At 43.1% G+C, this 24,985-nt stretch carries 15 protein-coding genes and 1 pseudogene; 5 read left to right on the forward strand and 11 right to left on the reverse strand.

Translation table 11 applies throughout. The features are described 5' to 3' along the window. Nucleotides 1–36: 36 nt before the first annotated feature. The 8 genes and pseudogenes from IPJ86_02750 to IPJ86_02785 form a co-directional block, all read right to left on the reverse strand. Nucleotides 37–1,877, reverse strand: a pseudogene (locus IPJ86_02750) (cbb3-type cytochrome c oxidase subunit I). Between the two features lie 54 nt (nucleotides 1,878–1,931). Beyond that, nucleotides 1,932–2,954, reverse strand: coding sequence for a cytochrome c oxidase subunit II (locus IPJ86_02755; protein MBK7886244.1), 1,023 nt, complete (start codon nucleotides 2,952–2,954; stop codon nucleotides 1,932–1,934). A gap of 40 nt (nucleotides 2,955–2,994) precedes the next feature. Beyond that, nucleotides 2,995–4,263: a quinol:cytochrome C oxidoreductase gene (locus tag IPJ86_02760; protein ID MBK7886245.1), complete on the reverse strand. Its 1,269-nt coding sequence runs from the start codon at nucleotides 4,261–4,263 to the stop codon at nucleotides 2,995–2,997. A 20-nt stretch (nucleotides 4,264–4,283) separates the two neighbouring features. After that, the gene (locus tag IPJ86_02765) at nucleotides 4,284–4,928 is read right to left on the reverse strand and encodes a cytochrome c (protein ID MBK7886246.1); all 645 of its coding nucleotides are present in this window, start codon (nucleotides 4,926–4,928) and stop codon (nucleotides 4,284–4,286) included. Nucleotides 4,929–4,949: 21 nt separating this feature from the next. Further along, nucleotides 4,950–5,477 (reverse strand): DUF3341 domain-containing protein, encoded by a 528-nt coding sequence (locus IPJ86_02770; protein ID MBK7886247.1) that lies wholly within the window; start codon nucleotides 5,475–5,477, stop codon nucleotides 4,950–4,952. Then, nucleotides 5,474–6,808: a polysulfide reductase NrfD gene (nrfD, locus tag IPJ86_02775; protein ID MBK7886248.1), complete on the reverse strand. Its 1,335-nt coding sequence runs from the start codon at nucleotides 6,806–6,808 to the stop codon at nucleotides 5,474–5,476. The genes IPJ86_02770 and nrfD overlap by 4 nt, the downstream gene beginning before the upstream one ends. Before the next feature lie 36 nt (nucleotides 6,809–6,844). Beyond that, a complete protein-coding gene (locus IPJ86_02780; GenBank protein ID MBK7886249.1) occupies nucleotides 6,845–9,952 on the reverse strand; it encodes a TAT-variant-translocated molybdopterin oxidoreductase in 3,108 nt (1,035 codons plus the stop codon). A 72-nt stretch (nucleotides 9,953–10,024) separates the two neighbouring features. Next, nucleotides 10,025–11,269, reverse strand: a complete 1,245-nt coding sequence (locus tag IPJ86_02785; protein ID MBK7886250.1) for a c-type cytochrome — start codon at nucleotides 11,267–11,269, stop codon at nucleotides 10,025–10,027. A 417-nt stretch (nucleotides 11,270–11,686) separates the two neighbouring features. Between IPJ86_02785 and IPJ86_02790 the strand changes: the two genes are divergently transcribed. The 4 genes from IPJ86_02790 to IPJ86_02805 all read left to right on the forward strand — a co-directional run bounded on the left by IPJ86_02790 (nucleotide 11,687) and on the right by IPJ86_02805 (nucleotide 18,986). Next, the gene (locus IPJ86_02790; protein ID MBK7886251.1) at nucleotides 11,687–12,082 is read left to right on the forward strand and encodes an SPOR domain-containing protein; all 396 of its coding nucleotides are present in this window, start codon (nucleotides 11,687–11,689) and stop codon (nucleotides 12,080–12,082) included. A 197-nt stretch (nucleotides 12,083–12,279) separates the two neighbouring features. After that, on the forward strand, nucleotides 12,280–13,938 hold the full coding sequence (locus IPJ86_02795) for a T9SS type A sorting domain-containing protein (GenBank protein MBK7886252.1): 1,659 nt from the start codon (nucleotides 12,280–12,282) through the stop codon (nucleotides 13,936–13,938). Between the two features lie 134 nt (nucleotides 13,939–14,072). Next, nucleotides 14,073–15,557, forward strand: a complete 1,485-nt coding sequence (locus tag IPJ86_02800) for a cryptochrome/photolyase family protein (GenBank protein MBK7886253.1) — start codon at nucleotides 14,073–14,075, stop codon at nucleotides 15,555–15,557. A gap of 354 nt (nucleotides 15,558–15,911) precedes the next feature. Beyond that, a complete protein-coding gene (locus tag IPJ86_02805) occupies nucleotides 15,912–18,986 on the forward strand; it encodes a DUF4397 domain-containing protein (protein ID MBK7886254.1) in 3,075 nt (1,024 codons plus the stop codon). A gap of 189 nt (nucleotides 18,987–19,175) precedes the next feature. On the opposite strand, the gene IPJ86_02810 is transcribed toward IPJ86_02805, so the two are convergent. From IPJ86_02810 to IPJ86_02820, 3 genes are all read right to left on the reverse strand, one after another. Then, nucleotides 19,176–19,817 carry a carbonic anhydrase gene (locus tag IPJ86_02810; GenBank protein MBK7886255.1) on the reverse strand — a complete coding sequence of 214 codons (642 nt, stop codon included), beginning with the start codon at nucleotides 19,815–19,817 and terminating at the stop codon, nucleotides 19,176–19,178. A 193-nt stretch (nucleotides 19,818–20,010) separates the two neighbouring features. Next, a complete protein-coding gene (locus IPJ86_02815) occupies nucleotides 20,011–22,185 on the reverse strand; it encodes a S46 family peptidase (GenBank protein ID MBK7886256.1) in 2,175 nt (724 codons plus the stop codon). 376 nt (nucleotides 22,186–22,561) lie between these two features. Beyond that, the gene (locus IPJ86_02820; GenBank protein MBK7886257.1) at nucleotides 22,562–23,824 is read right to left on the reverse strand and encodes a NupC/NupG family nucleoside CNT transporter; all 1,263 of its coding nucleotides are present in this window, start codon (nucleotides 23,822–23,824) and stop codon (nucleotides 22,562–22,564) included. Between the two features lie 391 nt (nucleotides 23,825–24,215). Here IPJ86_02820 and IPJ86_02825 point away from each other — a divergent pair, with 391 nt between their 5' ends. Beyond that, a complete protein-coding gene (locus tag IPJ86_02825) occupies nucleotides 24,216–24,659 on the forward strand; it encodes a four helix bundle protein (GenBank protein ID MBK7886258.1) in 444 nt (147 codons plus the stop codon). Nucleotides 24,660–24,985 lie beyond the last annotated feature (326 nt).

Genomic DNA, 24,985 nt, shown 5'->3' on the forward strand with positions numbered 1-24,985 from the left:
TGCAAATTTTGCAGGGCTCCTTCATTTATTCAACGCTTAATGTTTTAGATCCTCGGGGGTATTGCTTTCAGGAGTTTCTGAGTAAGGAACCGTTTGAGGAATGAAGTCATCCGGTGATCCGGGTTTGCCATAATCATAAGGCCAGCGATGTACCACGGGGTTTCACCGGGCCAGTTACCGTGCAGATGCTCTATAGGTGCGGTCCATTCAATGGTATTCGATTTCCATGGGTTCTGAACCGATTTCTTTCCTCTCCAGATACTGTAGAAGAAGTTAAAGGCGAAGATCAATTGCGCCAGACCACCAATGATTGCTGCGATAGAAATCAGGACATTGATATCCATGAAAACACTGAAAGGCTCATAGGCTGTATTGGCATAATAACGACGTGGGACACCACCTAAACCCAGGAAATGCATCGGGAAGAAAACGCCATATACTCCGATGATTGTAAACCAGAAATGAATATAGCCCAGTTTCTTATTCATCATCCTGCCATACATACGCGGGAACCAGTGGTACACTCCTGCAAACATTCCAAAGATGGCCGATGATCCCATTACAATATGGAAGTGAGCTACTACAAAATACGTATCGTGGACATTGATGTCAAGGGTTGAATCTCCCAGAATGATTCCCGTTAATCCACCGGTAATAAAGGTGGAAACAAGTCCCATAGCGAACATCATTTGCGGAGTAAACTGAATATTCCCCCGCCACAAGGTGGTCAGGTAGTTAAAGACTTTTACAGCGGAGGGTATCGCTACCAGCAATGTCGTAAACACGAATACAGATCCAAGGAAAGGATTCATTCCGGTCACAAACATATGGTGACCCCATACGATGAAGGACAAGAATGCGATCACAAGCATCGACGCGATCATTGCTTTGTAACCGAAGATCGGCTTACGGGCATTTACTGAAATTACTTCTGAGGCAAGACCAAGAGCCGGCAACAATACAATATATACTTCGGGGTGACCGAGGAACCAGAACAAATGCTGGAAGAGGACAGGAGAACCACCGGAATAATCCAATGGAGCACCATCAATAAAAATATCACTCAGGAAGAAGCTGGTGCCGAAACTTCGGTCGAAAATCAGCAGCAATGCAGCTGCCAGTAATACCGGGAAGGAGAGTACACCTAGAATTGCAGTAATGAAGAATGCCCATATCGTCAATGGAAGACGGGTCATGGTCATACCTTTTGTACGCAGGTTTAAAACGGTTGTCACGTAATTGATACCACCCAATAACGAAGAAGCGATGAACAATGCCATTGATATCAGCCAGAGCGTCATTCCGAGTCCGGAGCCGGGTATTGCCTGTGGAAGTGCACTTAATGGAGGATAAACTGTCCATCCGGCAGAAGCAGGACCAGATTCAATAAATATCGAAGCACACATCACTATTGTCGAAGCAAAGAAGAACCAAAATGACAAGGCGTTAAGGAAACCGGAGGCCATATCCCTCGCCCCTACCTGAAATGGAATGAGGAGATTAGAGAAAGTTCCGGACAATCCGCCTGTCAACACGAAGAACACCATGATTGTTCCATGGAGGGTTACCAAAGCGAGGTAGAAGCCGGGATCGAGTTTTCCATCCTTTCCCCAACGACCAATAATATCTTCGAGGAAGGGGAACTTCGTATCAGGCCAGGCCAATTGTAAACGGAAAATAAGCGACATTCCCATTGCCAAAAACGCCATAATTATAGCGGTAATGAGGAATTGCTTGGAAATCATTTTATGATCGGTAGTGAAAATATACTTCGCGAAGAAGTTATTACTCTCCTCATGATCGTGATGATGATCATGCCCATGATGCGAATGATCATCGTGCTGCGTTCCCACCGGGCTATGCTGATTCACTTCCATTGTGTGATTTTTTTCTTTGTTCTAATTTAGTACTAACACTTTATTTAAAAAAAATTAAATTGAAGCTACCGGACTTTTAACACTGTCTGCCGGAGCAGCGGGAGTAGCAGCAGCCGGTTCGAATACTTTTTTCTCCCCTCTCAACCACTTTGTATATTCATCCTTTTCCAATACACGTACCGGCATCTTCATATTGTAGTGTGCGACACCGCATATTTTATTACATAGCATAATGTAATCAAACTTATCGTTGCCTGTAATCTCTCTCATTTTTGCTGTAGTAACAGTTGGTTTAAAATGGAAACGGGTAGTCATGCCGGGAACAGCATTCATCTGTACACGGAAATGCGGCAGATAAACAGAGTGAATGACATCACGGGAGTTGATCACCAGTTCTATTTCCTGACCCACAGGCATTACCAGTTCTTTAGCAATTTTATCGTCCTTGGCAGCCACATCTTCCGGATCTACTCCCAATGGATTTGCATCAGTAATATTTCTGAAAAAGGAAGCACCCAATTTATTGTCCTTACCGGCGTAACGGGTTGTGAAATCAAATTGTTTAGAGTATACCTGAATCTTAATTCCATCTTCCTTCGTCGCCAAATCGGTAATTTTATTCCACTCCACTAATCCGGTTACGATCAACCCGGCTAAAACGATCGTTGGCACAATAGTCCAAATGGCTTCCAGCTTATTATTATCATGGAAGTAGAAGGATCTTTTATTACGGTTATATCTGTATTTATAGGCAAACCAGAACAACAGAAACTGCGTGATAAAAAACACGATGATCAGCACCGCCCAGTTCAGGTCCATCAACTGATCTACTTTTACTCCATGCTCAGAAGCTGCAACAGGCAAGGTTAGCGGTAGCCATTTAATAGTGGAGTAAGTCATAAGGGCCAGACCGAAAATCATAAACAAGAGGAATCCCATTCCATTCCATTTGTTCGATTTATCCTGTTCATCATCCTCATTTTCTCCGGAGAGCTCCGCAGCCATTTGTGCAACGTTAGCGATGCGTACCAACACCAGAACACCAAACACGATTGCCAGAGTGAGCAAGAGATTCATATCTTTTCTTTAATTATTAATGTAAGTAGTGCGATTGTTATCAAATGGCGTGGTGAAGACTTTCTTCCATCATTGGATGATGTTTCACTACCAGTGGAGATTTACTGAGATAGAGTTGTGTGATATAAGCGAAGAGTCCAAGGAAACCAATTGTAGTTCCAATTTCCATCAGACCAATACTTCCATAGATGAGCTCGTGTACGCCATGAGCACCTGCACCGGCATGAGCAGTGGCATGGTGACTGGCAGTAACCATTGAACCGGGAACCACCATGATGTAGAAGTCGAGCCAGTGGCCAATAAATATCACTGCAGACATAAACATCAATAAATACTTCTTCCGTTTTGCATCGCGTGTCATCAGAATTAAAAACGGAGCGATGAAATTGATAAAGAAGGCGGCCAGCCAGATACCACGATAGTGATCCTGACGTAACATGAAATAAGTAATCTCTTCAGAAATATTCGAATACCATATCAGCATAAACTGACAGAACCAAAGGTAGGTCCAGAAAATACTGAAGGCGAACATGAACTTACCGATATCATGCAGGTGATGTTCAGAAACCTCTTTCAGATAGCCACGGTGCTGCAAATAGGTAACAATAAAGGCGAGTGCTGCGAGTGAAGTCACAAAGAATCCGGCAAAAGTGTACCATGCGAACAAGGTGCTGTACCAGTGTGATTCCAATGACATGATAAAGTCCCATGACATTAATGATTCTGTCACGGCAAACAATACAAGAAATGCTGCTGCAAATCTTCTGTTCTTGAGGTAAGCAGCCACGTTCGGACTGGCATCCATCTGCAAGGAATTAGAACGGAAGAGTCGTGCAAAATAACTCCAGATCACAAAGTATAATACCACGCGAATCCAGAAGAAGAGCGGATTAAGGAAAGCACTTTTTCCGGCAAGTATTGCATCGTAATTCGGCGCATTCGGATCTGTGATGCCTTCTTCCATCCAATGGTAAAGGCTACGTCCGCCAAAAGCAAGAATAACAATCATAATAATTCCTGCCACCGGCAAACTCTGTCCCATTGCTTCGAGCGGGCGCTTAATTACCGCACTCCAGCCCACTTCTGCCACATATTGAATGGCAAGGAAGAAAGTGGCACCAAGCGCCATCCCCATAAAGATAAAGTTACTCCAAAGAAGGTTGGCCCATGTTTGTTCATGATGCGTTGCAAACTGAGCAATAATAGCCACCACTCCTATCACCATCATCACGATGGCGATCATTTTATTCCGCGATGTGAAATCGTAGGGCTGTGTACTGGTTACTTCGATATGTCCGTGATGTCCCATAAATTCTTTATTCAATTATGTTATTTCGCCATTGCAGTGGCACCAGAAGGATCTTTTGCTGTTGAGTCAGCGGCAACAGGAGCAGCAGCACCGCCTTGAAGTTTGTGAACAAACATGACGATTTTCCAACGCTCTTCCGGATTAATCTGAGAAGCATGTGGTCCCATCAGGTTGATGCCATAGGTAATGGTATGAAAGATTTTACCGTCACTCAGGTCTTTCATGCTTCCTCCACGACTGGAGTTACCGGTTGCATAACTTGGAGGAGGAGGAAATTTACCAATCGCTACCAGGTTTCCATCACCGTTACCGGCTTCACCATGGCAATGCGTGCAATATATTTCATAGAGTCGCTGTCCTTCTGCCTGATTTTCTTCAGTAAGAGCAAGCGGATTTTTTACATCTCGTCCTGCTGCTTCATACCCTTCATTGGTAGAAGGATAAGTAAAGAAGGTGTATCCTCTCGGAACAGTACCATTCACAGGTGTCTGCATCGTGATACTATCCGGGAAATTCGGGTTGGCAGAATAGACTTCGTACGATGGAGAAGTATACATATCCGGCATATACAGGATTCCGGGGTCCTTAGGATCTCTGCTGCAGGATGTCATTAGTACAACAACAACGCCTGCAAGAGCAGAAAGGAACACAGCGGGCTTATTCATAGAGATTTGTTCTCGGTGTTTTTACTTAATAGTTTCTACAGCACCGGCAGCACGGAGCTTGGTTTCAACATTCGCTGCTTCACTGTCCTCGGTAATTTGTATGGCCATTACGAAATGATCATCTGACATACGCGGATGAATAACGTGTGGCTCTACGCCGGGAAGTAATTTACTACGTAAGAGAAAGGTGATTACCATTCCATGCGCTGCACACAATACTGTACTTTCGAAAGTTACAGGAATGAATGCAGGAAGATTTTTATAAAATGCATAACTCGGTTTACCTCCGATGTCCATGGGCCAATCGAAGATGTTCATGTAGTACATCATCAGCAATGCGAGACTACATCCGGTCATTCCATACAGGAAGCAGGTAATAGAGATGCGCGTACGCTCTAAGCCCAGCGCATGATCCAGTCCGTGAATCGGGAAGGGAGAAATCACATCCTTCACTCGTAATCCCTGACTTTTCAGTGCGGGAATGGCATTCAATACCACCTCGTCATCCTTGAAGATGCCGTAAACGAATTTTTTATGTTTAGCGCTCATGCGTGTTGTTCTGATTTAGGAGTTGTGGATTGCTTTTTCTTAGCACCTTCTGAAGAAGATTTTATAATCGTCTTTAATTCGCTCATCGCAATAACCGGGAAGAAACGGGCGAAGAGCAGGAAACAGGTAAAGAATAATCCAAGTGAACCGATGAAGATACCTGCTTCCACCCAGGTAGGTGAATACATAGTCCACATGTTTACGAAGATGGAAATGATAAATGTGGCTAATACACTCTCGCGTAATTTCTTTGACCAGAAGAGCTGTGGAGTGATTACATTACAGGTCATCATACTCCAGTAGGCCCACCAGTAAGGTCCCGTTGCACGATTGATAAATGCATATTGCTCATATTCCACACCTGAATACCAGGCGATGAAGAATTCTGTGATATACGCTACACCTACGATAGATCCTGTAATCAATATTACACGGTTCATCATATCAATATGATAGATGGTGATGTAATCTTCCAGCGTTAATACTTTTCGTACGATGATCAATAAAGTCTGTACCATGGCGAAACCGGAAAAGATCGCACCGGCCACGAAGTAAGGAGGGAAGATGGTAGTATGCCATCCCGGAACCACCGACGTGGCAAAGTCCATAGATACCACCGAGTGTACTGAAAGTACAAGTGGTGTAGAAAGTCCTGCCAGTACTAAGGATACTTCTTCAAAGCGCTGCCAGTTTTTCGCTGAACCTACCCAACCGAAACTAAGGATCGTGTAAATTCTTTTTCTCCATTTGGTATTCGCACGGTCACGTACAACAGCAAAGTCAGGAATAAGTCCGGTATACCAGAAGGCTAAGGATACGCTGAAGTAAGTGGAGATCGCAAATACGTCCCAAACGAGAGGAGAGTTAAAATTCACCCAAAGCGAACCAAACTGATTCGGTAAAGGTAATGGCCAGTAAGCCACCCATGGACGACCCATGTGAGAGACGATGAAACTCGCCGCACAAATTACCGCGAAGATGGTCATGGCTTCCGCGGAGCGGTTAATCGATAGACGCCATTTCTGACGGAACAGCAAAAGGATCGCGGAGATCAATGTCCCGGCGTGACCAATACCGACCCACCATACGAAGTTAGTAATGTCCCATGCCCATCCTACTGTTTTATTTAATCCCCATACTCCGAGACCTGTTCCAACGGTGTAAGATACAGCGATCACCCACCACAAAAATGCGGCGAGGGATAAGGAGAAAGCCAGCCACCACCACTTGTTGGCTTTTGATTCCACCGGGCGGCAAACATCATTTGAGATGTCGTGCCATGTCTTGTCACCAAGGATCAATGGCGGGCGAAGTTCCGATTCTTTATGCATAGGTGAAGGATACTATACTGGTAGTTATTGTTTCGATTAAGAATGATGTTTGGCGCCTTCCTCAGCAGGACGGTTCCATACTTTAGTTTGATAGAATACAGATGGCTTTGTCTTCACCTCAGCAAGCAGGTGATAACTCCGCTCATCTTTGAAGAGTTGACTCAACTGACTGTTCGCATCATTGAAGTCTCCAAATACGATAGCATTGGTAGGACAAGATTGCGCACAGGCCGTTTTAATTTCTCCGTCTTTAATTTTGCGATTTTCTTTCTTTGCCTCGAGGCGACCATACTGAATACGCTGAACGCACATGGAGCATTTTTCCATTACCCCGCGTGAACGCACCGTAACATCCGGATTCAATACCATCTTACCCAGATTGTCGTTCATATTATAAGGGAACTGTTCGTTATCGCTATACTTAAACCAGTTGTAACGACGTACTTTATACGGACAGTTATTCGCACAATATCTCGTACCTACACAACGGTTATACGCCATCATGTTCAAACCGTCGGAACTATGTGTTGTTGCTGCCACCGGACATACCGTTTCACATGGAGCATGATTACAATGCTGACACATTACAGGCTGGAACATCACCTGCGGATTATCGGCCGCCGGGATTTCCATCTCTCCGTACATATCCAGTTTGCCCAGACCTTTCTCTTCGGCATTCTGCTTATTGGTATCACTGGTATAATATCTGTCGATACGAATCCAGTGCATTTCACGTGAACGTCCAACTTCATCTTTTCCAACAACAGGAACATTATTCTCTGCATTACAGGCAATCACACAAGCACCGCAACCGATACAACTATTGAGGTCGATACCCATACCCCATGCATGGTTCGGGCGCTCGTGACCGGGTTGTTCGGGTGTAGCCCATAAATCCAACTGTTCCGGTGTTTTCGGACCGTAGGGGGATTCAATAAGATGAACATGATTTCCTGCAGATGGATCTTTCAGCCAGGCTGTAAGACTCGTTTCTTTCACGATATCACGACCCATCATCGTATGATGTGACTGAGTCGTCGCTAACTGATAATCATCGTCTACAGTCTTGTTAACGTTAACGCCGGTAGCAAAATATTTTAAAGCACCACCCGACATACTCACAAAAGGATAGGCATTTACGCCTACATTATCACCGGCTTTACCGGTTTTCGTACGTCCGTAACCGATAGCCACGGCAATGGTTTCATCGGCCATAGCAGGTTGCAGCAATACAGGACCTTTAACGGTAGTATTGCCAGACTTCACCTCTATCACAGTACCCTGACGCCATCCCATTTTTGTAGCGAAAGCGGGGAGTACGGCAAAATAATTATCCCAACAAATTTTTGTTATAGGATCCGGAAGTTCATGCAACCAGGGATTATTCCCGTGGGTTCCATTTCCGAGTCCGGTTTTTTCATAGGTCACTAATTCAATTCCGCTGGCAGGTTTTGACAGTTGATTAGCGGCGGCAGCCACATCTCCGGTAAACGAACTTACCCCTCCAACAACAAAGCCTGATTCAAAAACACCATCCCGCAATGACTGCGTCCAGAAGGCTTCAAAAGAACTGATACCGCTTTGCATCGGATAGATTTTCGCAGCCCAGAAATCGCGGATATATGTATAATAATCTTCTTGCGTTGCACCAGCCCATTTCATTATACTCTCAGCGGCCTGACGTGTCTTAAACAAAGGACGAATGGTAGGCTGCATCAAACTGAAAGAACCTTTATACGGTTCAGCATCACCCCATGATTCGAGGTAATGATGATCAGGACAGATATAATCACAATGTTGGGCCGTTTCATCTTCACGATCCGCGAAAGAAATCTTCACCGGCACCTTAGAAAGCGCGGTAACAAAAGATTTGGCATCGGGCAATGAATACGCCGGATTGCTGTTCCAGAAAATGACAGCACCGAGTTGACCGGCATTCATATCATTCAATAACTCCGCCACTCCGGCATCGTTACTGTTTTTCAAATTACAGGCACGATCCAGGTTCAGCGTTGCTCCATAATTCCCCAAGAGATGGTTGATAGCATTCACCACCACCTGCTCATTGGGATCATTAGATCCACTTACCACAACGCTCTTGCCTTTTGCATTCAACAGTTCCTTAGCGATAGTGTCCAACTGCTTATCATAAGGAGTCGCTGCTGCAGAAACAGAAGTTCCACCGGCCATTGCTGCTACTTTATTGTAGAGCGAAGCCACTACGGATGATTGCTGACTGGGTTTAATTTTATAACGATGATCGGCATTTGCACCGCTCAGAGAAAGCATCGCTTCAAACTGATAATGCTTTGACAAGGTCTTCTTCCCATCGCGCAGTTTACGCGTAATACCATATTGACGGGCAAATTCTATTGGAGAGAGCCAGGAGGTCAGGAAATCAGCATTGAAACTAACGATCACTTCCGCTTTATCAAAACTATAGGACGGAACTACTGCCTTTCCGAAAGAAAGCTCATTTCCTTTCACAATACCATATGAAGAAACCGCATCATAAACGACATGCTTTGCACCCGGATATTTTGCGATAAAATCACTCACTGCATTTTTGGCAGAAGGGCTCACCAACGAAGAACTAACGATAGCGATCTTCTTTCCGGCTGCAGATTGCTGAGCCAGTTTAGAAGTAACTTCTGCATCAATAGTAGCCCAGTCGCTGCGCTTTTTATTCGCCATTGGTTGTGGTAAACGGGCGATATCGTACAAACTCAAAACAGAAGCCTGTACGCGGGCACTTGCTGCGGCTCCATTCACCGGAGAAAGTTCATTTCCTTCAATTTTAATCGGACGACCTTCACGCGTTTTTACGAGGATACTACAGTAATCAGAACCATCAGCATACGTAGATGCGTAATAGTTAGGAATACCGAGGGTGACTTCTTCCGGCTTTATTACATAAGGAATCGCCTTTTTTACAGGGGCTTCACAGGCTGCGAGAGATGCAGCAGCCACACTGAATCCAAGAAATTTTAAGAAATCCCGGCGACTTGTAGAAGAGGCTGAATCTGCTTTTTTCTGCAGGGCTTCATCCAAAGGCAAGTGCTCGAAGAACTCATTGTCGCGAAGGCGTACAAACTCAGGATCATTATTGAGTTCTTCAACACCTTTCCAATATCGCTTTTCCATAACTGTCTTGGTGGTTATACCAGGTTTTATTCTTGAACTGCTTCTACTAAGCAGCCTTTGTTAATTTGAGTATTAATAATGACAACGGGCACACTCTGTTCCACCCAGTTTCTCAACTGTCAGCTTCACATCATTACCATATTGCTTTTTCATTTTTTCATGCACTTCGGTGTAGTACGCATTGCCTTCCGTTTTTACCTGCGTATCACGGTGACATTGAATACACCATCCCATAGTAAGAGGTGAAAACTGTTGTACTACTTCCATCTCCCCTACAGGTCCATGACAGGTTTCGCAGGCTACTCCTCCTACTTTTACGTGCTGGGAGTGATTGAAATAAGCCAGATCAGGAAGGTTATGGATACGCACCCATTCGATAGGTTTTGTTTTACCGGTGTACTGTTGTTTGTCGACATCCCAGCCAATAGCTGCATATATTTTTGCAATCTCCTCCGTCCCGTAAACAGGACCCTTCTTCACATACTTATGACAATTCATACAAAGGTTTGGAGAAGGAATGCCGGCATTTTTTGATTTTTCAGCACCCGAGTGACAATAGCGGCAATCGATTTTATTTTGGCCAACGTGTAATTTATGAGAGAATTTAATCGGTTGATCGGGAGTATAGCCTTGCTGAATTCCAATCGTAGCTAAGGCATTCCATCCCTTAACACTACCCCATACAGAGCCGATAATAAAGAGGACAGCAATTAATTTTTTATGTTCACGAATCCAGTGTTTAACACCGGCTTTACCATGAAGAACAACAGGTTCCGGACGACCTTCACGCTGGTCAACAATCCGTTTAAGGCCTTTTTGAACCTTATTAAGAATTACATAAAGTGCAATCAATAAAACTGTTACTAATAAAAGAACGGTCGGAAAATTATCACTTGCTGGTGCACCCGCGTCTGCTGTGGCACCGGGTGTACCGGGAGCAGGTGCGGCAGGAGCTTTTTCACTTTCCGTCTTGATATAGGCTATCATAGCTTTCACCTCATCATCACTGAGATTGAAAGCAGGCATAGCCACTTTATTGAACTGTTCGTATATTTTCACCGCAGCAGGATCCCCTGCCTTAATTAATGCGGAAGAATTTTTAATCCACTTGATCAGCCAATCTTCCTTGTACTTGGTGTGTACATTTTTCAATCCCGGACCAACAACAACATCTTCAGAAACCAAATGGCAGGCTGTACAATTGGCTTTGAACAGCGCCTCACCATCCGGTTGGGCCTGAGAAGAACGTTGAAAGATAACGATCAGGGACAAGGCTAGAATCGTGATTTTCAAACACCTGTATCCGTAACGCGGCATAAGTTCGATAGTATTAATGATAAGTAAGGTTGGACTTTATTTTTACTGTGAGTTGACAATAAAGTCTGTTTTTCTGAGCGCCAAATTTAGCATAAACTATATTCCAAACCGGCTAACTTCATTAAAATTTCAAAAATTTTGATCAATTCTAAATTGATAAAGAAAAACCGGCGGTCTAACGGATTTTCTTCCACAAGCCAACTTGCGAAGTTTTGGTTTTTTATCCCCCACCATATAAATTTCTAAAGAACACTTATATTTAATAATCAATATTTTATGATGAAGGGACTCTTTTTCGAAATAACTAAATATGATCTTGCCAAAAAACATCGACATCTTTTCATTCCGGCGAATAAAACACAGCCTCTTAGCTAAAAATGCTGATTAATAGTTGTTTAAAATTCAATTCGCGGATAAATGACTAAATCTTATCTTTGGCCCATGCGACTTCTATTGTTAATAATTTTATTCGTTCCCTGTCAATTATTTGCTCAACCGGGCACAATTGAAAAGCAGGCGGATGAACTTGTGGACAGGCATAAACGGGTGAACGCTGCAAAGATGTCGATGCCGGGTTATCGGATTCAGATTTATTTTGGGAGTGACCGGACGAAGGCGCAGGAAATTCGGGCCGACTTTTTAATAAATTATCCTGATATGCCCGCCTACCTTATTTATCAGCAACCCAATTTTAAGGTACGGGCCGGAGATTTTCGGACCAGGTTAGAGGCTTCAGGATTTCTCAACAAACTGGACGTTCGTTTCAAATCCGCTTTTATTGTTCCGGATGAAGTGAAATTACCTGACTTATAAAGTCAGTCTTTTACATGAAATAAAAGTTCAATTTCAGATGTATGTTTTTCCCATCGCGTTTCAATAACGCCTCCTTTCAACTTCTTCTTTAAAACGATGGGATGCAGTTATACACAGTCAAATAGTGAATAGACTTTTAAAAAGTCAACATTACGGGCAATGGAGCTGTCTAATTTTACAGATTCAACCATTTGCTCATGAAAAAGATATCCACTTTAGTCATAATGATCCTTCTAACCATTTCCGTGTCAGCACAAACCGGATGGAGAACAATTGAAGGAGATGTTCTTTCCACCAAAATTAACCGAACGGAAAGCAGACCGGACGGAAAATTATTCCAACTCACTTACGACTACACGCAATCGCCGTTCACTTATCAGATACGATTATTGGATTCCACAGGAACAGTTCTCCTTCAGAATTCCTTTTCGGTTGCCGGTGGAAGCCCCTCGATCAGAAGTTTCCGTATTGATACGGTCCAGGAACGTTTGGTCATAGCTGAACAATCATCTGATCCTTCGCAATTTCAAATGCACCTGAAAGTCATTGATTATAATCTCACCCCAACGGATTCTGCCACTTTCGCTTTGCTTAAAAGTTCAGTTGATAGTTGTGATTTGATCGGTGGAGGAATTGACAATATTGCCAATAAATTCTTCGTCTACCGTTACCGTGACATTGCAGATCAAATTTGGGGAAGAGGTGTTTGCAGGAAAAATGCGGCCGGGACTTATAAAAACAATACCGTAAAAGTCGGTCAGGCTTCTAATGATGGATATTATATTCATGATTATGCAATCATGCCCACGGGAGATATTTACATCGGAGGTACCAGAAAAGAAAGTCTGTTTGGTAATTTCTTCTATTTGGAAAAACTGAATGCATCGATGGCTCTGGTCTATGAAGTCAAAGACCAACTCATCCCCAACTCTACCGATACCAACCGCGTTACTGCTCTACACGTCTATACCAACAACACGAACAGTCAGGTAGTAGTAGGGGGTACCATATACGGGCTTGCTCCCGGCGACACTATAACACGCTGTCATGGTATCCTCAGATGTTATACATTCTCGGGTGTTTTAAAGTGGAGCTTTCAAAACTATGAAGTTCGTGATTATAGGATGGTGGTCAGTCGTAATTCCTATGTGCATGCAGTAGGAAGCAGTAATAATAATCCGGGCGGCTTTGACACCAAAATTTCGCGGCTCTTTTTAAAAGATGGTGTTGTTGACTGGCATCGCTACTACGGAAATAAATCAAAACCTGTTTCCCTCGAGGTGGAAAAAGACGGTTCCTTGCTGATATGCGGCGACAAACAATTTCTGTATCCGCTTTCAGGTGGTGGAACTTTAAAAACGAGATCCTACATGATGCTTCGCTATAGCAAGCGCGGAAAAAAATTATATGATTATAACCATGTATGGAATCTTCCTTTCAATCCCGCATCGCTGAATGCCGGCTTTACAGATCTTAGCAAAGGAAGAAGCACCTTTTACTATGCTGCAGGTTATGAAAGGATCAGCTATGAGAATGGCAGCGGGATACAGTTTGCCGATAGTATATTACTGCAACAATTTTCAAACGGATCACTCCGCACCGGACCGGAAAATAAATCTGCAGAGGAACTCATCGTTCATCCTAATCCGGCCGGGAAAGAAATTACATTTTACTCATCGCATCAACTCACCGATATGCATATCGTTAGTATTTCCGGTAGTCTTACGGATAGTGAAGATGTCCAGCAAGAAGGGAACACCTATCGCTGTGATATTTCCCTCTTAACTCCGGGGATGTATGTATTAAAGGTCATGACCGATAAAGGTTGGCAATCCGCAAAATTTATCAAAGAATAATATTGGTTAAACCAGCCCGGTTTGATTACCATGATTGATGGGGTAGTTTACCGGTTTTTTCTTGCTCAAAATCCGGATCCTGAATTTTCTTGTATGGCGGACGAACAATTCATCCTACGGATTGTTATTCTGCTGTGTCTAAAATAACCCTCATCTTCCCCCATCAATTGTTCGCCGATCATCCGGCCTTGCATTTGGATAGGGATGTCCTGCTACTTGAAGATGAGCTTTTCTTCAGCCACTTTAATTTTCACAAACAAAAACTTGCTTTTCATCGTGCCTCCATGAAAGCATATGAAGCAAAATTAAAAACTGAAAAGTATAAAGTCACCTACCTCGAAGCCATCCATACAAAATCGAAGCTGGAAAAGTTGTTCGGAGATTTAGGCAAGAAAGGGGTCAAGGAAATCCATCTTTGTGATCCGGTGGATTATTTGGCAAACAGGCGACTGCACCGCTATGCCAATAACAATAAAATAAAATTAAATATCTACCCTTCTCCCAACTTTTTTGATAGCAGCAGTTATGGTAAAGAATACTTTGGAGGCAAAAAAAAATTCCATCTCACCGAATACTATATTGCACAACGCAAGCGGTATCAAATTCTGGTAGAAGAGGAAAAGGCAACAGGAGGCAAATGGACATTTGATGTTGAAAACCGAAAAAAAATTCCTGCCAATGTTCCACTACCCCGGTATAAATGGGGAAAAGAGGATGTGCATTATAATGAGGCCACAGTTTATGTGAACAAGCATTTTAAAAACAATATCGGCGAGCTGAATGAGATACGCTATCCCATTACACACCATCAGGCCAAAATCTGGTTAGATGAGTTCCTGCAAAACAGATTTATGAATTATGGGATTTACCAGGATGCCATAGTAGAGGAAGATGGATTTTTATTTCACAGCATCATCACTCCGATGCTCAACATCGGTTTACTTGATCCTCAAACCATCGTTCAAAAAGCACTGGAAGCCGGTACCCGATATCTAATTCCGATGAACTCTTTAGAAGGATTTATCCGGCAAATTGTGGGATGGCGTGAATACATCCGGCATATCTATGAACTAAAGGGTGTACAGCAACGCACCACCAATTATTTTCAACATAACCGAAAAATTCCGGAAAGCTTTTATACAGGGAGCACAGGAATTAAACCTGTTGACAGTGCAATAAAGAGAGTTTTAAAATCCGGTTACACTCACCATATTGAACGCCTGATGGTACTGGGGAATTTTATGTTACTCTGTGAATTCGATCCCGATGAGGTTTACCGTTGGTTCATGGAATTGTTTATCGATTCCTACGATTGGGTCATGGTGCCCAACGTTTATGGAATGAGTCAGTTTGCCGATGGAGGGATGATGAGTACCAAGCCCTATATCTCCGGCTCGAATTACATTCTCAAAATGAGCAATTATAAAAAAGGAAGCTGGTCAGATAGCGAAGCCGCGCTCTGGGATGCACTCTACTGGCGATTCATTGACAAACACAAAGCATTTTTCCTGAAAAACCCCCGCATGAGCATGATGGTCCGCCAGTTGGAAAAAATGGATAAAAACAGGTACGATACCCTCCTGCAAACTGCAGAAAAATACCTGAATAGCTTACAATAAAAAATATCGGATAATTAATCTGACTTTTGCAAGAGCAGTCCCTCTAAATCACGAGCCATTAAAAATCGATGACGCGGTTCATCCTATACTTCTCGCCTTTCAATACAATAATATGACAGACTTTTCGAAAAATCACAAACCATCATAAACAATATAATTTTCAATAAGTTTTTACTGCTTCAAAAAATACAATCTCTCCGGAAAAAAGTACAAGGGCACCTGCACTAAGAATGGGCCTAATGGTTTAGTTAACATGTCATTAAAAACATGTTTAACCTTTTAACAGCTCCCCATAAACAAAGTTAAACAACGCTTGTTATTGAATGGAACTAAACATAAAACTATCATTAAACAATGACACTCAAAAAATCTTTACTTGCTTTACTGCTTGCAACCGCTTTCTCGGCTGAGAGTATGGCTCAGGCAGAACTCCAGGTGATTCACAATTGTGCAGATCCTGCAGCAGCTACTGTTGATGTTTATATCAACGGCACGCTTACATTAAATGATTTTGCTTTCAGAACAGCAACTTCATTTTTAACAGTTCCTTCGGGAGTGAACATCGACATAGGTATTGCCCCCGGTAATAGTACCAGCGCCAATGACACTATCGTTAACATTCCGCGAACATTTGTACAAAACGAACGCTATGTTGCAATAGCCAGCGGAGTGCTTACACCCTCATCTTTCGCTACCAACCCGGATGCTGTTAACACTAATTTTAGATTACGATTCTCTGCTAACATTCGTAACGCTGCACAGAATGCAGGAGAGGTTGACTTAAAAGTATTTCACGGTGCAACGGATGCCCCCACGGTGGACGTCCTGGCGCAAGGTGCCGGCGTTCTGATTGACGATGCCGCATATACAGATTTTGCTCCTTATATCAGTGTTCCAGCGGGAGACTACTTGCTGGACATCACGCCGGGCAATAACAATTCAGTGGTAGTGGCTACCTTCTCTGCCGAGTTAAATGGACTTGCAGGTGGAGCTGCAGTGGTTTTCGCTTCAGGCTTCCTGGACCCATCTCAAAATCAAAATGGTGCTGACTTCGGATTGTTCGCAGCATTGCCAAGTGGCGCAGTAGTTACCTTGAATAAAGTAGGTAATGCACGTTTACAGGTTATTCATAATGCGGCAGATCCTGCAGCGGCATCCGTAGATGTTTATGTAAACGGAGCACTATTATTGGACAACTTTAATTTCCGTGAAGCAACACCCTTCATTGATGTGAACAGCGGACAAACATTAAACATAGGAATAGCTGGTGGTAACAGCACAAGTGCCAACGATACTTTAGTAAACATTCCTGTTGTTTTGAACGATGGCGGAACTTATGTTGCTGTTGCTAACGGGGTATTAAATCCTGCCAACTTCTCTGCAAATCCGGAAGGCATTTCAACCGGCTTTCAATTGTTATTGTTCAGCGGAATGCAGGAAACAGGATTGAACGGTGCTAATGTAGACCTTGCTGTCTTGCACGGAGCCACCGACGCACCTGCAGTGGATGTATATGCCCGCAATGTTGCACAGCTTATCGACAGTATCACTTACACCAGCCTTCAGGGATACATCAACGTACCTGCTGCTGATTATTTATTGGATATTACTCCTGCTGCAGGAAGTCCGATTATTGCTACTTACTTTGCACCACTTAGCGGATTAACAGGCGGTGCAGCTGTAGTATTTGCTTCAGGATTCTTAGACCCTGCCAACAATCAAAATGGTGAAGCCTTCGGATTGTTCGCAGCCCTTCCAAACGGAACTGTAATTGCATTGAACGATACTTCAAACTCACGTCTGCAGGTTATTCACAATAGCGCTGACCCTGCAGCAAGTACCGTTGATATATATGTTAACGGCGGATTATTACTTAATGATTTTGCATTCCGTGCAGCGACCCCATACATTGATGTGCCCTCCGGTGTTGTCATCAACATTGGTGTCGCACCCGGTACCAGCAGCTCTGTAAACGATACACTTGTAAACATACCTGTTACACTTATGAACGGCGCTACCTATGTAGCAATAGCAAGCGGCGTCTTGAATCCTGCTTCCTTCGCAGTAAATCCGGATGCTGTGCCAACAGGATTCCAACTTATTTTATCTGATGGTATGCGTGAATCAGCGAACAATGCAGGTGAGGTTGATTTTCGTGTATTGCATGGTGCAACGGATGCTCCGGGAGTGGATGTCGCTGCCAGAAATGTAGCTACATTGGTAAACGGTGCTTCCTATACTGATTTCACAGGTTATATAAATGTTCCTGCTAACACCTACCTTCTGGATGTAAAAGCAGCAGGTACAAATACCATAGTGGCCAGCTTCACTGCTCCTTTAAGTCTTATTCCTGATCAATCGGCAGTAGTCTTCGCTTCCGGATTTTTAAATCCTGCCACCAATCAGAATGGTGAAGCCTTCGGTTTGTTTGCAGCATTAGCAGACGGTTCAGTAGTGACTTTCCCTGCAACAAGTGCAGCCCGCTTACAGGTCATTCACAATTGTGCAGATCCTGTTGCTGACAGTGTGGATGTTTATGTAAACGGCACCTTATTGCTTGACAACTTTGCCTTCCGTACCGCAACTCCCTTTATCGATATTGCCGGAGATACTCCTGTAGAAATTGGAATTGCTCCAAAAACATCTGCGTCAGCTAATGATACAATTGTTAATTATACCGTAACTTTTGTTAATGGCGAAACTTATGTAGCTATTGCAAGCGGAGTACTTACTCCGGGATCATTTGCTGTTAATCCTGACGGACGTCCTACAGGATTTACATTGCTCCTGCAAAATCAGATGAGAGAAACCGCACTGAATAGTACTGATGTGGATTTCCGCGCGGTACATGGTTCAACGGATGCACCAACAGTAGATGTAGTTGCAGTAGGTGCCGGAGTGATTGTAAACGATGCAGCATATACTGACATTACACCTTATATCAGTGTCCCTGCTTCTACTTACACCTTAGAGGTAACACCAGGAAATAACAACAGCATCATCGTTGCCGCGTATGCTGCTAACTTAAGTACCTTAGGTGGTGGAACAGCGGTAGTATTTGCTTCCGGATTTCTTGACCCTGCTACCAACCAGAATGGTGAAGCATTCGGATTGTATGCTGCATTGGTGGATGGAACAGTCATTGCCTTCCCTGTAGTAACTGGAGTAAATGAAATTAACAACGATTTGCTGAAATCAGCCTATCCTAATCCTGCTACTGATATGTTGAATATCGTATTACAAGCAGACGTAGTAGCAGAAGCAATCAACATTACCGATATCACCGGTAAAATTGTACTGACTCAACCGGTGTTGAATAATAGCAACACATTAACTGTTGATGTGAAAAGTTTGAGTGCAGGTACTTACTTATTGAATATTGTAACGAACGGACAGATGGCAGTTCAGCGTTTCAACGTGGTGAAATAACACAAAAAGCCAAAACAAAAACCCGGTGCTGCGAAGTACCGGGTTTTTTATTTTTTATGCTCTGCAACTACGAACTCATCAAGTTATCCAACAATGCCTCATTTTTAAAAAATACAGTGTCAGCAATGAGTGCTATTCAAATAAAGTACTTCACTTTTTCTCAACTTGTGAACGGCCCTCGTCCCTAATTTAATCTTCCAAATTATCGTATTCAAAGATCGGATGATCCAATTTTGATCCGGGAGGCAAGTGTAATAAGGGTCGGATGACACCGTCGTGCAGGTCATACACCCATCCATGCAAATGAGGGCCATTGTTTTGGACCCAGGATTTCTGGACGATGGAAGTTTTCGCGAGATTCAAGACTTGCTCGGAGACATTCAATTCAATCAACCGGTTTAATTTTTCATCCTCCGTTTCCAACATTTCAATTTCATCCTGATGATAGCGATATACATCCTTAATATTTCTGAGCCACTTATTGATGATTCCATAACTATGATTGGTCATGGCCGCTTTCACTCCTCCACAACCGTAATGTCCGCACACGATAATATGCTTCACCTTTAATATTTCCACGGCATATTGCAGCACACTCAGCAAATTCAAATCCGTATGCACTACCATATTGGCGATATTGCGATGGATAAATATTTGTCCGGGTGTAGTTTGAGTAATTTGGTTGGGGGGTACCCGGCTATCAGAGCAACCTATCCATAAAAAATCAGGACTTTGCACATTCACAAGATTCTCAAAAAAGAGCGGATCGCTTTCCACCATTTTTCCGGCCCATTTTTTATTCGCCGATAATAATTCTTCCAGTGCGTTCATTCGGATACATTAAATGATTCAATACAATTTAAAAAAATAAGTATCCAAAGGTAATACTATTCCTGTTTATGCTTCAAAAGAAGGGAAACTAAGTAAGAAATGTACTTCACTTGTTTATCGGTCACCCCTACTCTAATAAAAAAAGCAGCCATCAATAGGAGTGATGGCTGCTTTCATTAGACTTTACTTTGCCTTACCGAATAATCTTCATTTCATTCAGGAGATGTCCGGCACCGCCAAATTTATCAAGAATAAAGAGCGTATAACGGATATCCACACATATGGTGCGCTGGAACTGTGGCTCGAATGCGAAATCGCTGGAGATGGCTTCCCAGTTACCGTCGAACGCAGTTCCGATGAGTTCACCTTTACCATTGATGACAGGGCTTCCGGAGTTACCGCCGGTGATATCATTGTCGGTGAGGAAACAGATATGCAATTCACCATCCTTATCGGCGTACTGCCCGAAATCCTTCTTCTTCATCATATCAATAAGCTTCGTTGGCGCGTCAAATTCGATATCGCCCGGAGAGTACTTTTCAATAACGCCTTTCGAAGTGGTATACTCTTTAAATGAAACAGCATCCTTTCCTTTGTACGGTAATACGCGACCGTAAGTAAGACGCATACTACCATTGGCATCGGGAGTAAACAAACGATCAGGACTCATTTCCATCACACCGGCCTGGAACAAACGATTCGCTTTACTCAACTGCGTATTGATCTTAGTGATTTCCGGCTGCATCTTCGTCGTCAATTCTGTCAAATAACCATTGGTCACGCTATAGATAGGATCTTTTTGCAATGTTTTCAGAGATGGAGATTTCAAAAATTTTGCAAATTTATCTTTGTTCACGAAGAAAGATTTCTTCCACATTTCTTCTGCCATTGCTGTATAATCCTTCTTGTGCTTATTGGCCATATTCACGAGTGCTGCGGGTAATTGTGCATTATCCAGATCCTCTACCAAGTGCATTAACACGGAGGCCAGTACTTTCTTTTCAATAGGCTCATGAAACTCTTTAAAATCCTTATCCAGATCCGCCGCCATTTCAGCCGCCATCTTCTTCGCCTCTTCCTTCTTGGATTTATCAGCGAGCAAACCTTCCAGGGGACCCATTCCCATTGCAAATGTCATGGGCTGAGAATTTGAAATACCATCCTGAAGGTAGACTCCAAACATACCGTACTTATCAATTTGACCATACGCTTGCGTATAAAGGCTGATCACATCATTGTATTTAGAATGATTGCCATTTTTTACCCAGGCAGAAAACTTATTTTCTTCTTCTTTCCTGCGCTCATAAATATTTAACTTCTTCAACGCATCGGCTTCTCCCATAAATTTCTTCCAGTAATTGCTGAGTCCGGCATATTTATCGGAGTACATCAATTTAATTTTCGGATCCTTATGCATCGACTCTTCATAGATGTCCAGAATGTCGCGACGTACTTTTACACGCAACGGACGTTCTTTCTCTGCATAAAATTTAATGCCATCACTGTAGGTATAGCGCTGTGTACGTCCGGGATAACCCAGAATCATCGCATAGCTGTTCTCCTGTGGACCCTGAATATTGATCGGGAAGAAAAACTTAGGTGCATAAGGTTTATTTTCCTTACTGAATTTTGCAGGCTTATTGTTGGCATCGGTATAAATCCGGAAAAGACTGATATCACAGGTATGACGCGGCCATTCCCAGTTATCGGTTTCACCGCCAAATTTTCCGATATTCTCGGGAGGTGTACCTACCAGACGAATATCCGTAAACACCTCGTAGTACATCGCCAGATAACGGTTCCCTGCCCAGAAAGGAATGACCTCAATCACATACATATCTTTACTCTCGCCGAGCGCATCCTTTAACTTCGCAGTAGCTGCTTTCATTACGGCACCAACGGCTTTTGTCCTGGCTGCTTCATCGTCTCCGGCAGGAAGACTATCCAAAATCATGGACGTAACATCCTCCACCTTTGAAAGCAAACCAATGTTAAAATTGGCCGGACGCTCTTCACTCTGCGTCTTCGCCCAGAAACCATTTTTCAAAATATTATCTTCATTGGTACTCAGCTCCTGAATAGCACCATATCCACAGTGATGGTTGGTTAAAAAGAGACCTTGCTGAGAGATGATTTCACCGGTGCAAAACATTCTGTTCTGTTTGCTCATCAAACGAACAACGCCATCCTTCACACAAGCTTTATTGATACTGTAAATATCTTCAGCTGTCAATTGTAATCCACGGGCTTGCATTGAATCCTGCAATTGCTTAATCAGGAAGAGCGGCCACATCCCTTCATCCGCACGTACTTGCTGCCCGAAACCGATTCCGAGAATCAGCAGTAAACCAATTATTTTTTTCTTCATAATCTATAATTTTCTTAAGTAACTGCAAAGTAATGAAATTACCGCATTGCCGGCATTGCTGTTGGTCGAGGAAAAAAAGGTGTTTGTCTAAAAATGGTTGGTTTAATGGTGAATATTGGGGGAATAGGACTTTTCTTCTCAAATAACATTAATTTGAAGATTTGAAAATTTTATGATTTGAAGATGTGATGTTTAGATGTTAAAATGATGTTTGGTTACGAGTATTGGATCCTATGCGTAAGCAATGCCTATCGAAGGAAGTGATCTCGAAATTTCCTATGGGTTTATGAGATAAAGATTGATCTATAAAGCTTGGAACTGTGTGGAGTACAGTGCGGCTACCGATCACCTGATTTCGATCGAACGCGATATAGAATCAGATAATAATACCTGCAATAGTAGCGCTGAGATAGGAGGCGAGGGTGCCGCAGAAGAGGGCTTTCAGTCCGAGGCGGGCGAGGTCACCACGTCGGCCGGGTGCTAATTCACCGATGCCACCGATTTGCATACCTACGCTGGAAAAATTGGCAAAGCCGCAAATGGCAATGGAGACAATGAGCAAACCTTTTTCGGTGAGTATTGGTACAGATTTATTGGCCAGATTCTGGAAAGCGACGAATTCATTGATGGTGAGCTTTTGTCCGAGAAGAGTGGCTACATTGTTGACATCGGTAGCAGGAACTCCCATCGCCCAGGCCATCGGGTAAAACAATTTCCCGAAGATCCAGTTGAGGGTGAGGTCAAAATCCGGATTAAAAATATGGGCTATTCGTACCAAGGACCAATCGACCAATGCAATCAATGCAATAAAACCGATCAGCATCGCGATCACATTCATGGCGATCTTAAATCCATCTCCCGCTCCGTGTGAAATGGCATCCACCACATTGATATACGGACTCTTTACTTCGAGTTTCACATTGCCCATCGTCTCGCTTTCCTTCGTTTCAGGAAAAACAATTTTTGCTATCACCAATGCTCCCGGGGCGGCCATCAGACTTGCTGCAATCAGTTTCGGTGCCAGATCAAATCCTGCTGCAGCTCCCATATTCACATACACCACTAAAATTCCTCCGGCGATACAAGCTAAGCTACCACTCATACTCGCGAGCAATTCGCTATTGGTCATTCCGGCAAGATACGGACGAATCATCACCTGCGCTTCTACTTGTCCGACGAAGGCACTGGCTACATTACTCAAGGCCTCTGCCCCACTCACGCGCATCACAAAATTCATCGCCTTCGCAATCACCGATACCACCTTTTGCATGATGCTGAAATGATACAGGATCGCCACTAAAACACAAACCAGAATAATCGTTGCGGTCACATTAAATGCAAATACAAATCCGCCGGCAGCATAATTGGCCACAGTACCATCAAACTGCACCGCACCGAGTCCACCATACACAAAGGAAGCACCCTGCCGGGCGAACATCTCTATTTTCTCCATGCCGTGACCGATATACTGAAAAAATGCAGTAACAGGAGGAATCTTAAGCACCAATACCGCAATACAAAGCTGTAACAAAAGTCCGCTTATTACGAGTCGCTTATTTATTGCTTTTCTGTTATTACTGGCGAGAATAGCCAGTCCAAGAATTAACACAATGCCAATTAATCCGGTGAGTCTTTCCATAATCCGTTAGTTCGGGAGGATGAAAGTAGATAAAAAATGGCTTCCGGCCGGGGGCTGCCAGCTGCCAGCTTCCGGCTTCCGGCTTCCGGCTGGGGGCTACCGGCTTCCGGCTACCAGCTACCGGCTGGGGTTGTTGGCCTTCTGTTTCCAGCAGTAGACTTTAGGACGAAAGGTTAAAGATCCAGTATATCATGGGTGCATGTGTAGAGGAAGTCTTAATTGAAATTTACCATTTAAAGAAAACCTAAACGTTTATATTCGAATACAAGTACTTATAATATGATTAAAAATAAACCACCATGTACTTTTGCGCTTAAATACCATTTTAAAAAATCCTGTATATCAACAAAAAATAATTTTCACAGTGTAGCAAATTTAAAATATATCTAGAATGAAGAATTTTAAGAAATTAAAAATTTGGGAAAACGGGATGGAGGTGGTTGAGATTGTTTACAGAACTTCCGGTCAATTTCCTTTGGAAGAAAAATTTGGTTTAACATCACAAATCAGAAGATCGGCGGTGTCTATTCCATCAAATATTTCTGAAGGATGTTCACGAAAATCAGATAAAGACAAAGCGAGATTCATTGAAATAGCAATAGGATCTGCTTACGAAACAGAAACTCAACTATTGATTGCAAAAAGATTGAACTTTATAAATGAATCAGAATGCAATATCATTCTTGATAAACTCGATACTTTACAAGGATCCATGTTTAAGTTTCACTCGACACTCATTGACTCTGGTAAAATTAAAACCAGAGTTTTAATAGGACTTTGCATATTGGCAACTATTGTTTTGGCCTCCGGCTACCGGCTACCGGCTGCCAGCTGAGGGCTATCGGCTGTGGGCTGTGGGGATGTGGGCTTCCGACTATCCGCTACCGGCTGCGGGCTATAAGCCAGAAGAGGTAACAGAAGGCTGGTAGCTGGAGGCTGGAGGCTGGTAGTTGGAGGCTGGTATCTAGTAGCTAGTAGCCGGTAGCTGGTAGCTGGCAGCTGGTTTGATTCAATCAAAAAATAATTTACTTTTATTAAAACATCAAGCATGAAAGTAATAGCTCTACGCTCGTAGTATCATCATTGAACGAAGAATTCTATGCAACCAGACAATATAGATTTATCATATAAAATTTTTAAACAATCATGCAGGTTATTTGC

The organism is Bacteroidota bacterium (assembly GCA_016713925.1).
Lineage (GTDB): Bacteria > Bacteroidota > Bacteroidia > AKYH767-A > OLB10 > JAJTFW01.

Excerpts from the sequence above, each read along its gene's own strand:
- IPJ86_02805 (MBK7886254.1), top strand. The coding sequence starts at position 15,912 with ATGACACTCAAAAAATCTTTACTTGCTTTACTGCTTGCAACCGCTTTC.
- IPJ86_02810 (MBK7886255.1), bottom strand. The coding sequence starts at position 19,817 with ATGAACGCACTGGAAGAATTATTATCGGCGAATAAAAAATGGGCCGGA.
- IPJ86_02760 (MBK7886245.1), bottom strand. The coding sequence starts at position 4,263 with ATGGGACATCACGGACATATCGAAGTAACCAGTACACAGCCCTACGAT.
- nrfD (MBK7886248.1), bottom strand. The coding sequence starts at position 6,808 with ATGCATAAAGAATCGGAACTTCGCCCGCCATTGATCCTTGGTGACAAG.
- IPJ86_02770 (MBK7886247.1), bottom strand. The coding sequence starts at position 5,477 with ATGAGCGCTAAACATAAAAAATTCGTTTACGGCATCTTCAAGGATGAC.
- IPJ86_02765 (MBK7886246.1), bottom strand. The coding sequence starts at position 4,928 with ATGAATAAGCCCGCTGTGTTCCTTTCTGCTCTTGCAGGCGTTGTTGTT.
- IPJ86_02785 (MBK7886250.1), bottom strand. The coding sequence starts at position 11,269 with ATGCCGCGTTACGGATACAGGTGTTTGAAAATCACGATTCTAGCCTTG.
- IPJ86_02780 (MBK7886249.1), bottom strand. The coding sequence starts at position 9,952 with ATGGAAAAGCGATATTGGAAAGGTGTTGAAGAACTCAATAATGATCCT.
- IPJ86_02815 (MBK7886256.1), bottom strand. The coding sequence starts at position 22,185 with ATGAAGAAAAAAATAATTGGTTTACTGCTGATTCTCGGAATCGGTTTC.
- IPJ86_02790 (MBK7886251.1), top strand. The coding sequence starts at position 11,687 with ATGACTAAATCTTATCTTTGGCCCATGCGACTTCTATTGTTAATAATT.
- IPJ86_02755 (MBK7886244.1), bottom strand. The coding sequence starts at position 2,954 with ATGAATCTCTTGCTCACTCTGGCAATCGTGTTTGGTGTTCTGGTGTTG.
- IPJ86_02820 (MBK7886257.1), bottom strand. The coding sequence starts at position 23,824 with ATGGAAAGACTCACCGGATTAATTGGCATTGTGTTAATTCTTGGACTG.
- IPJ86_02825 (MBK7886258.1), top strand. The coding sequence starts at position 24,216 with ATGAAGAATTTTAAGAAATTAAAAATTTGGGAAAACGGGATGGAGGTG.
- IPJ86_02795 (MBK7886252.1), top strand. The coding sequence starts at position 12,280 with ATGAAAAAGATATCCACTTTAGTCATAATGATCCTTCTAACCATTTCC.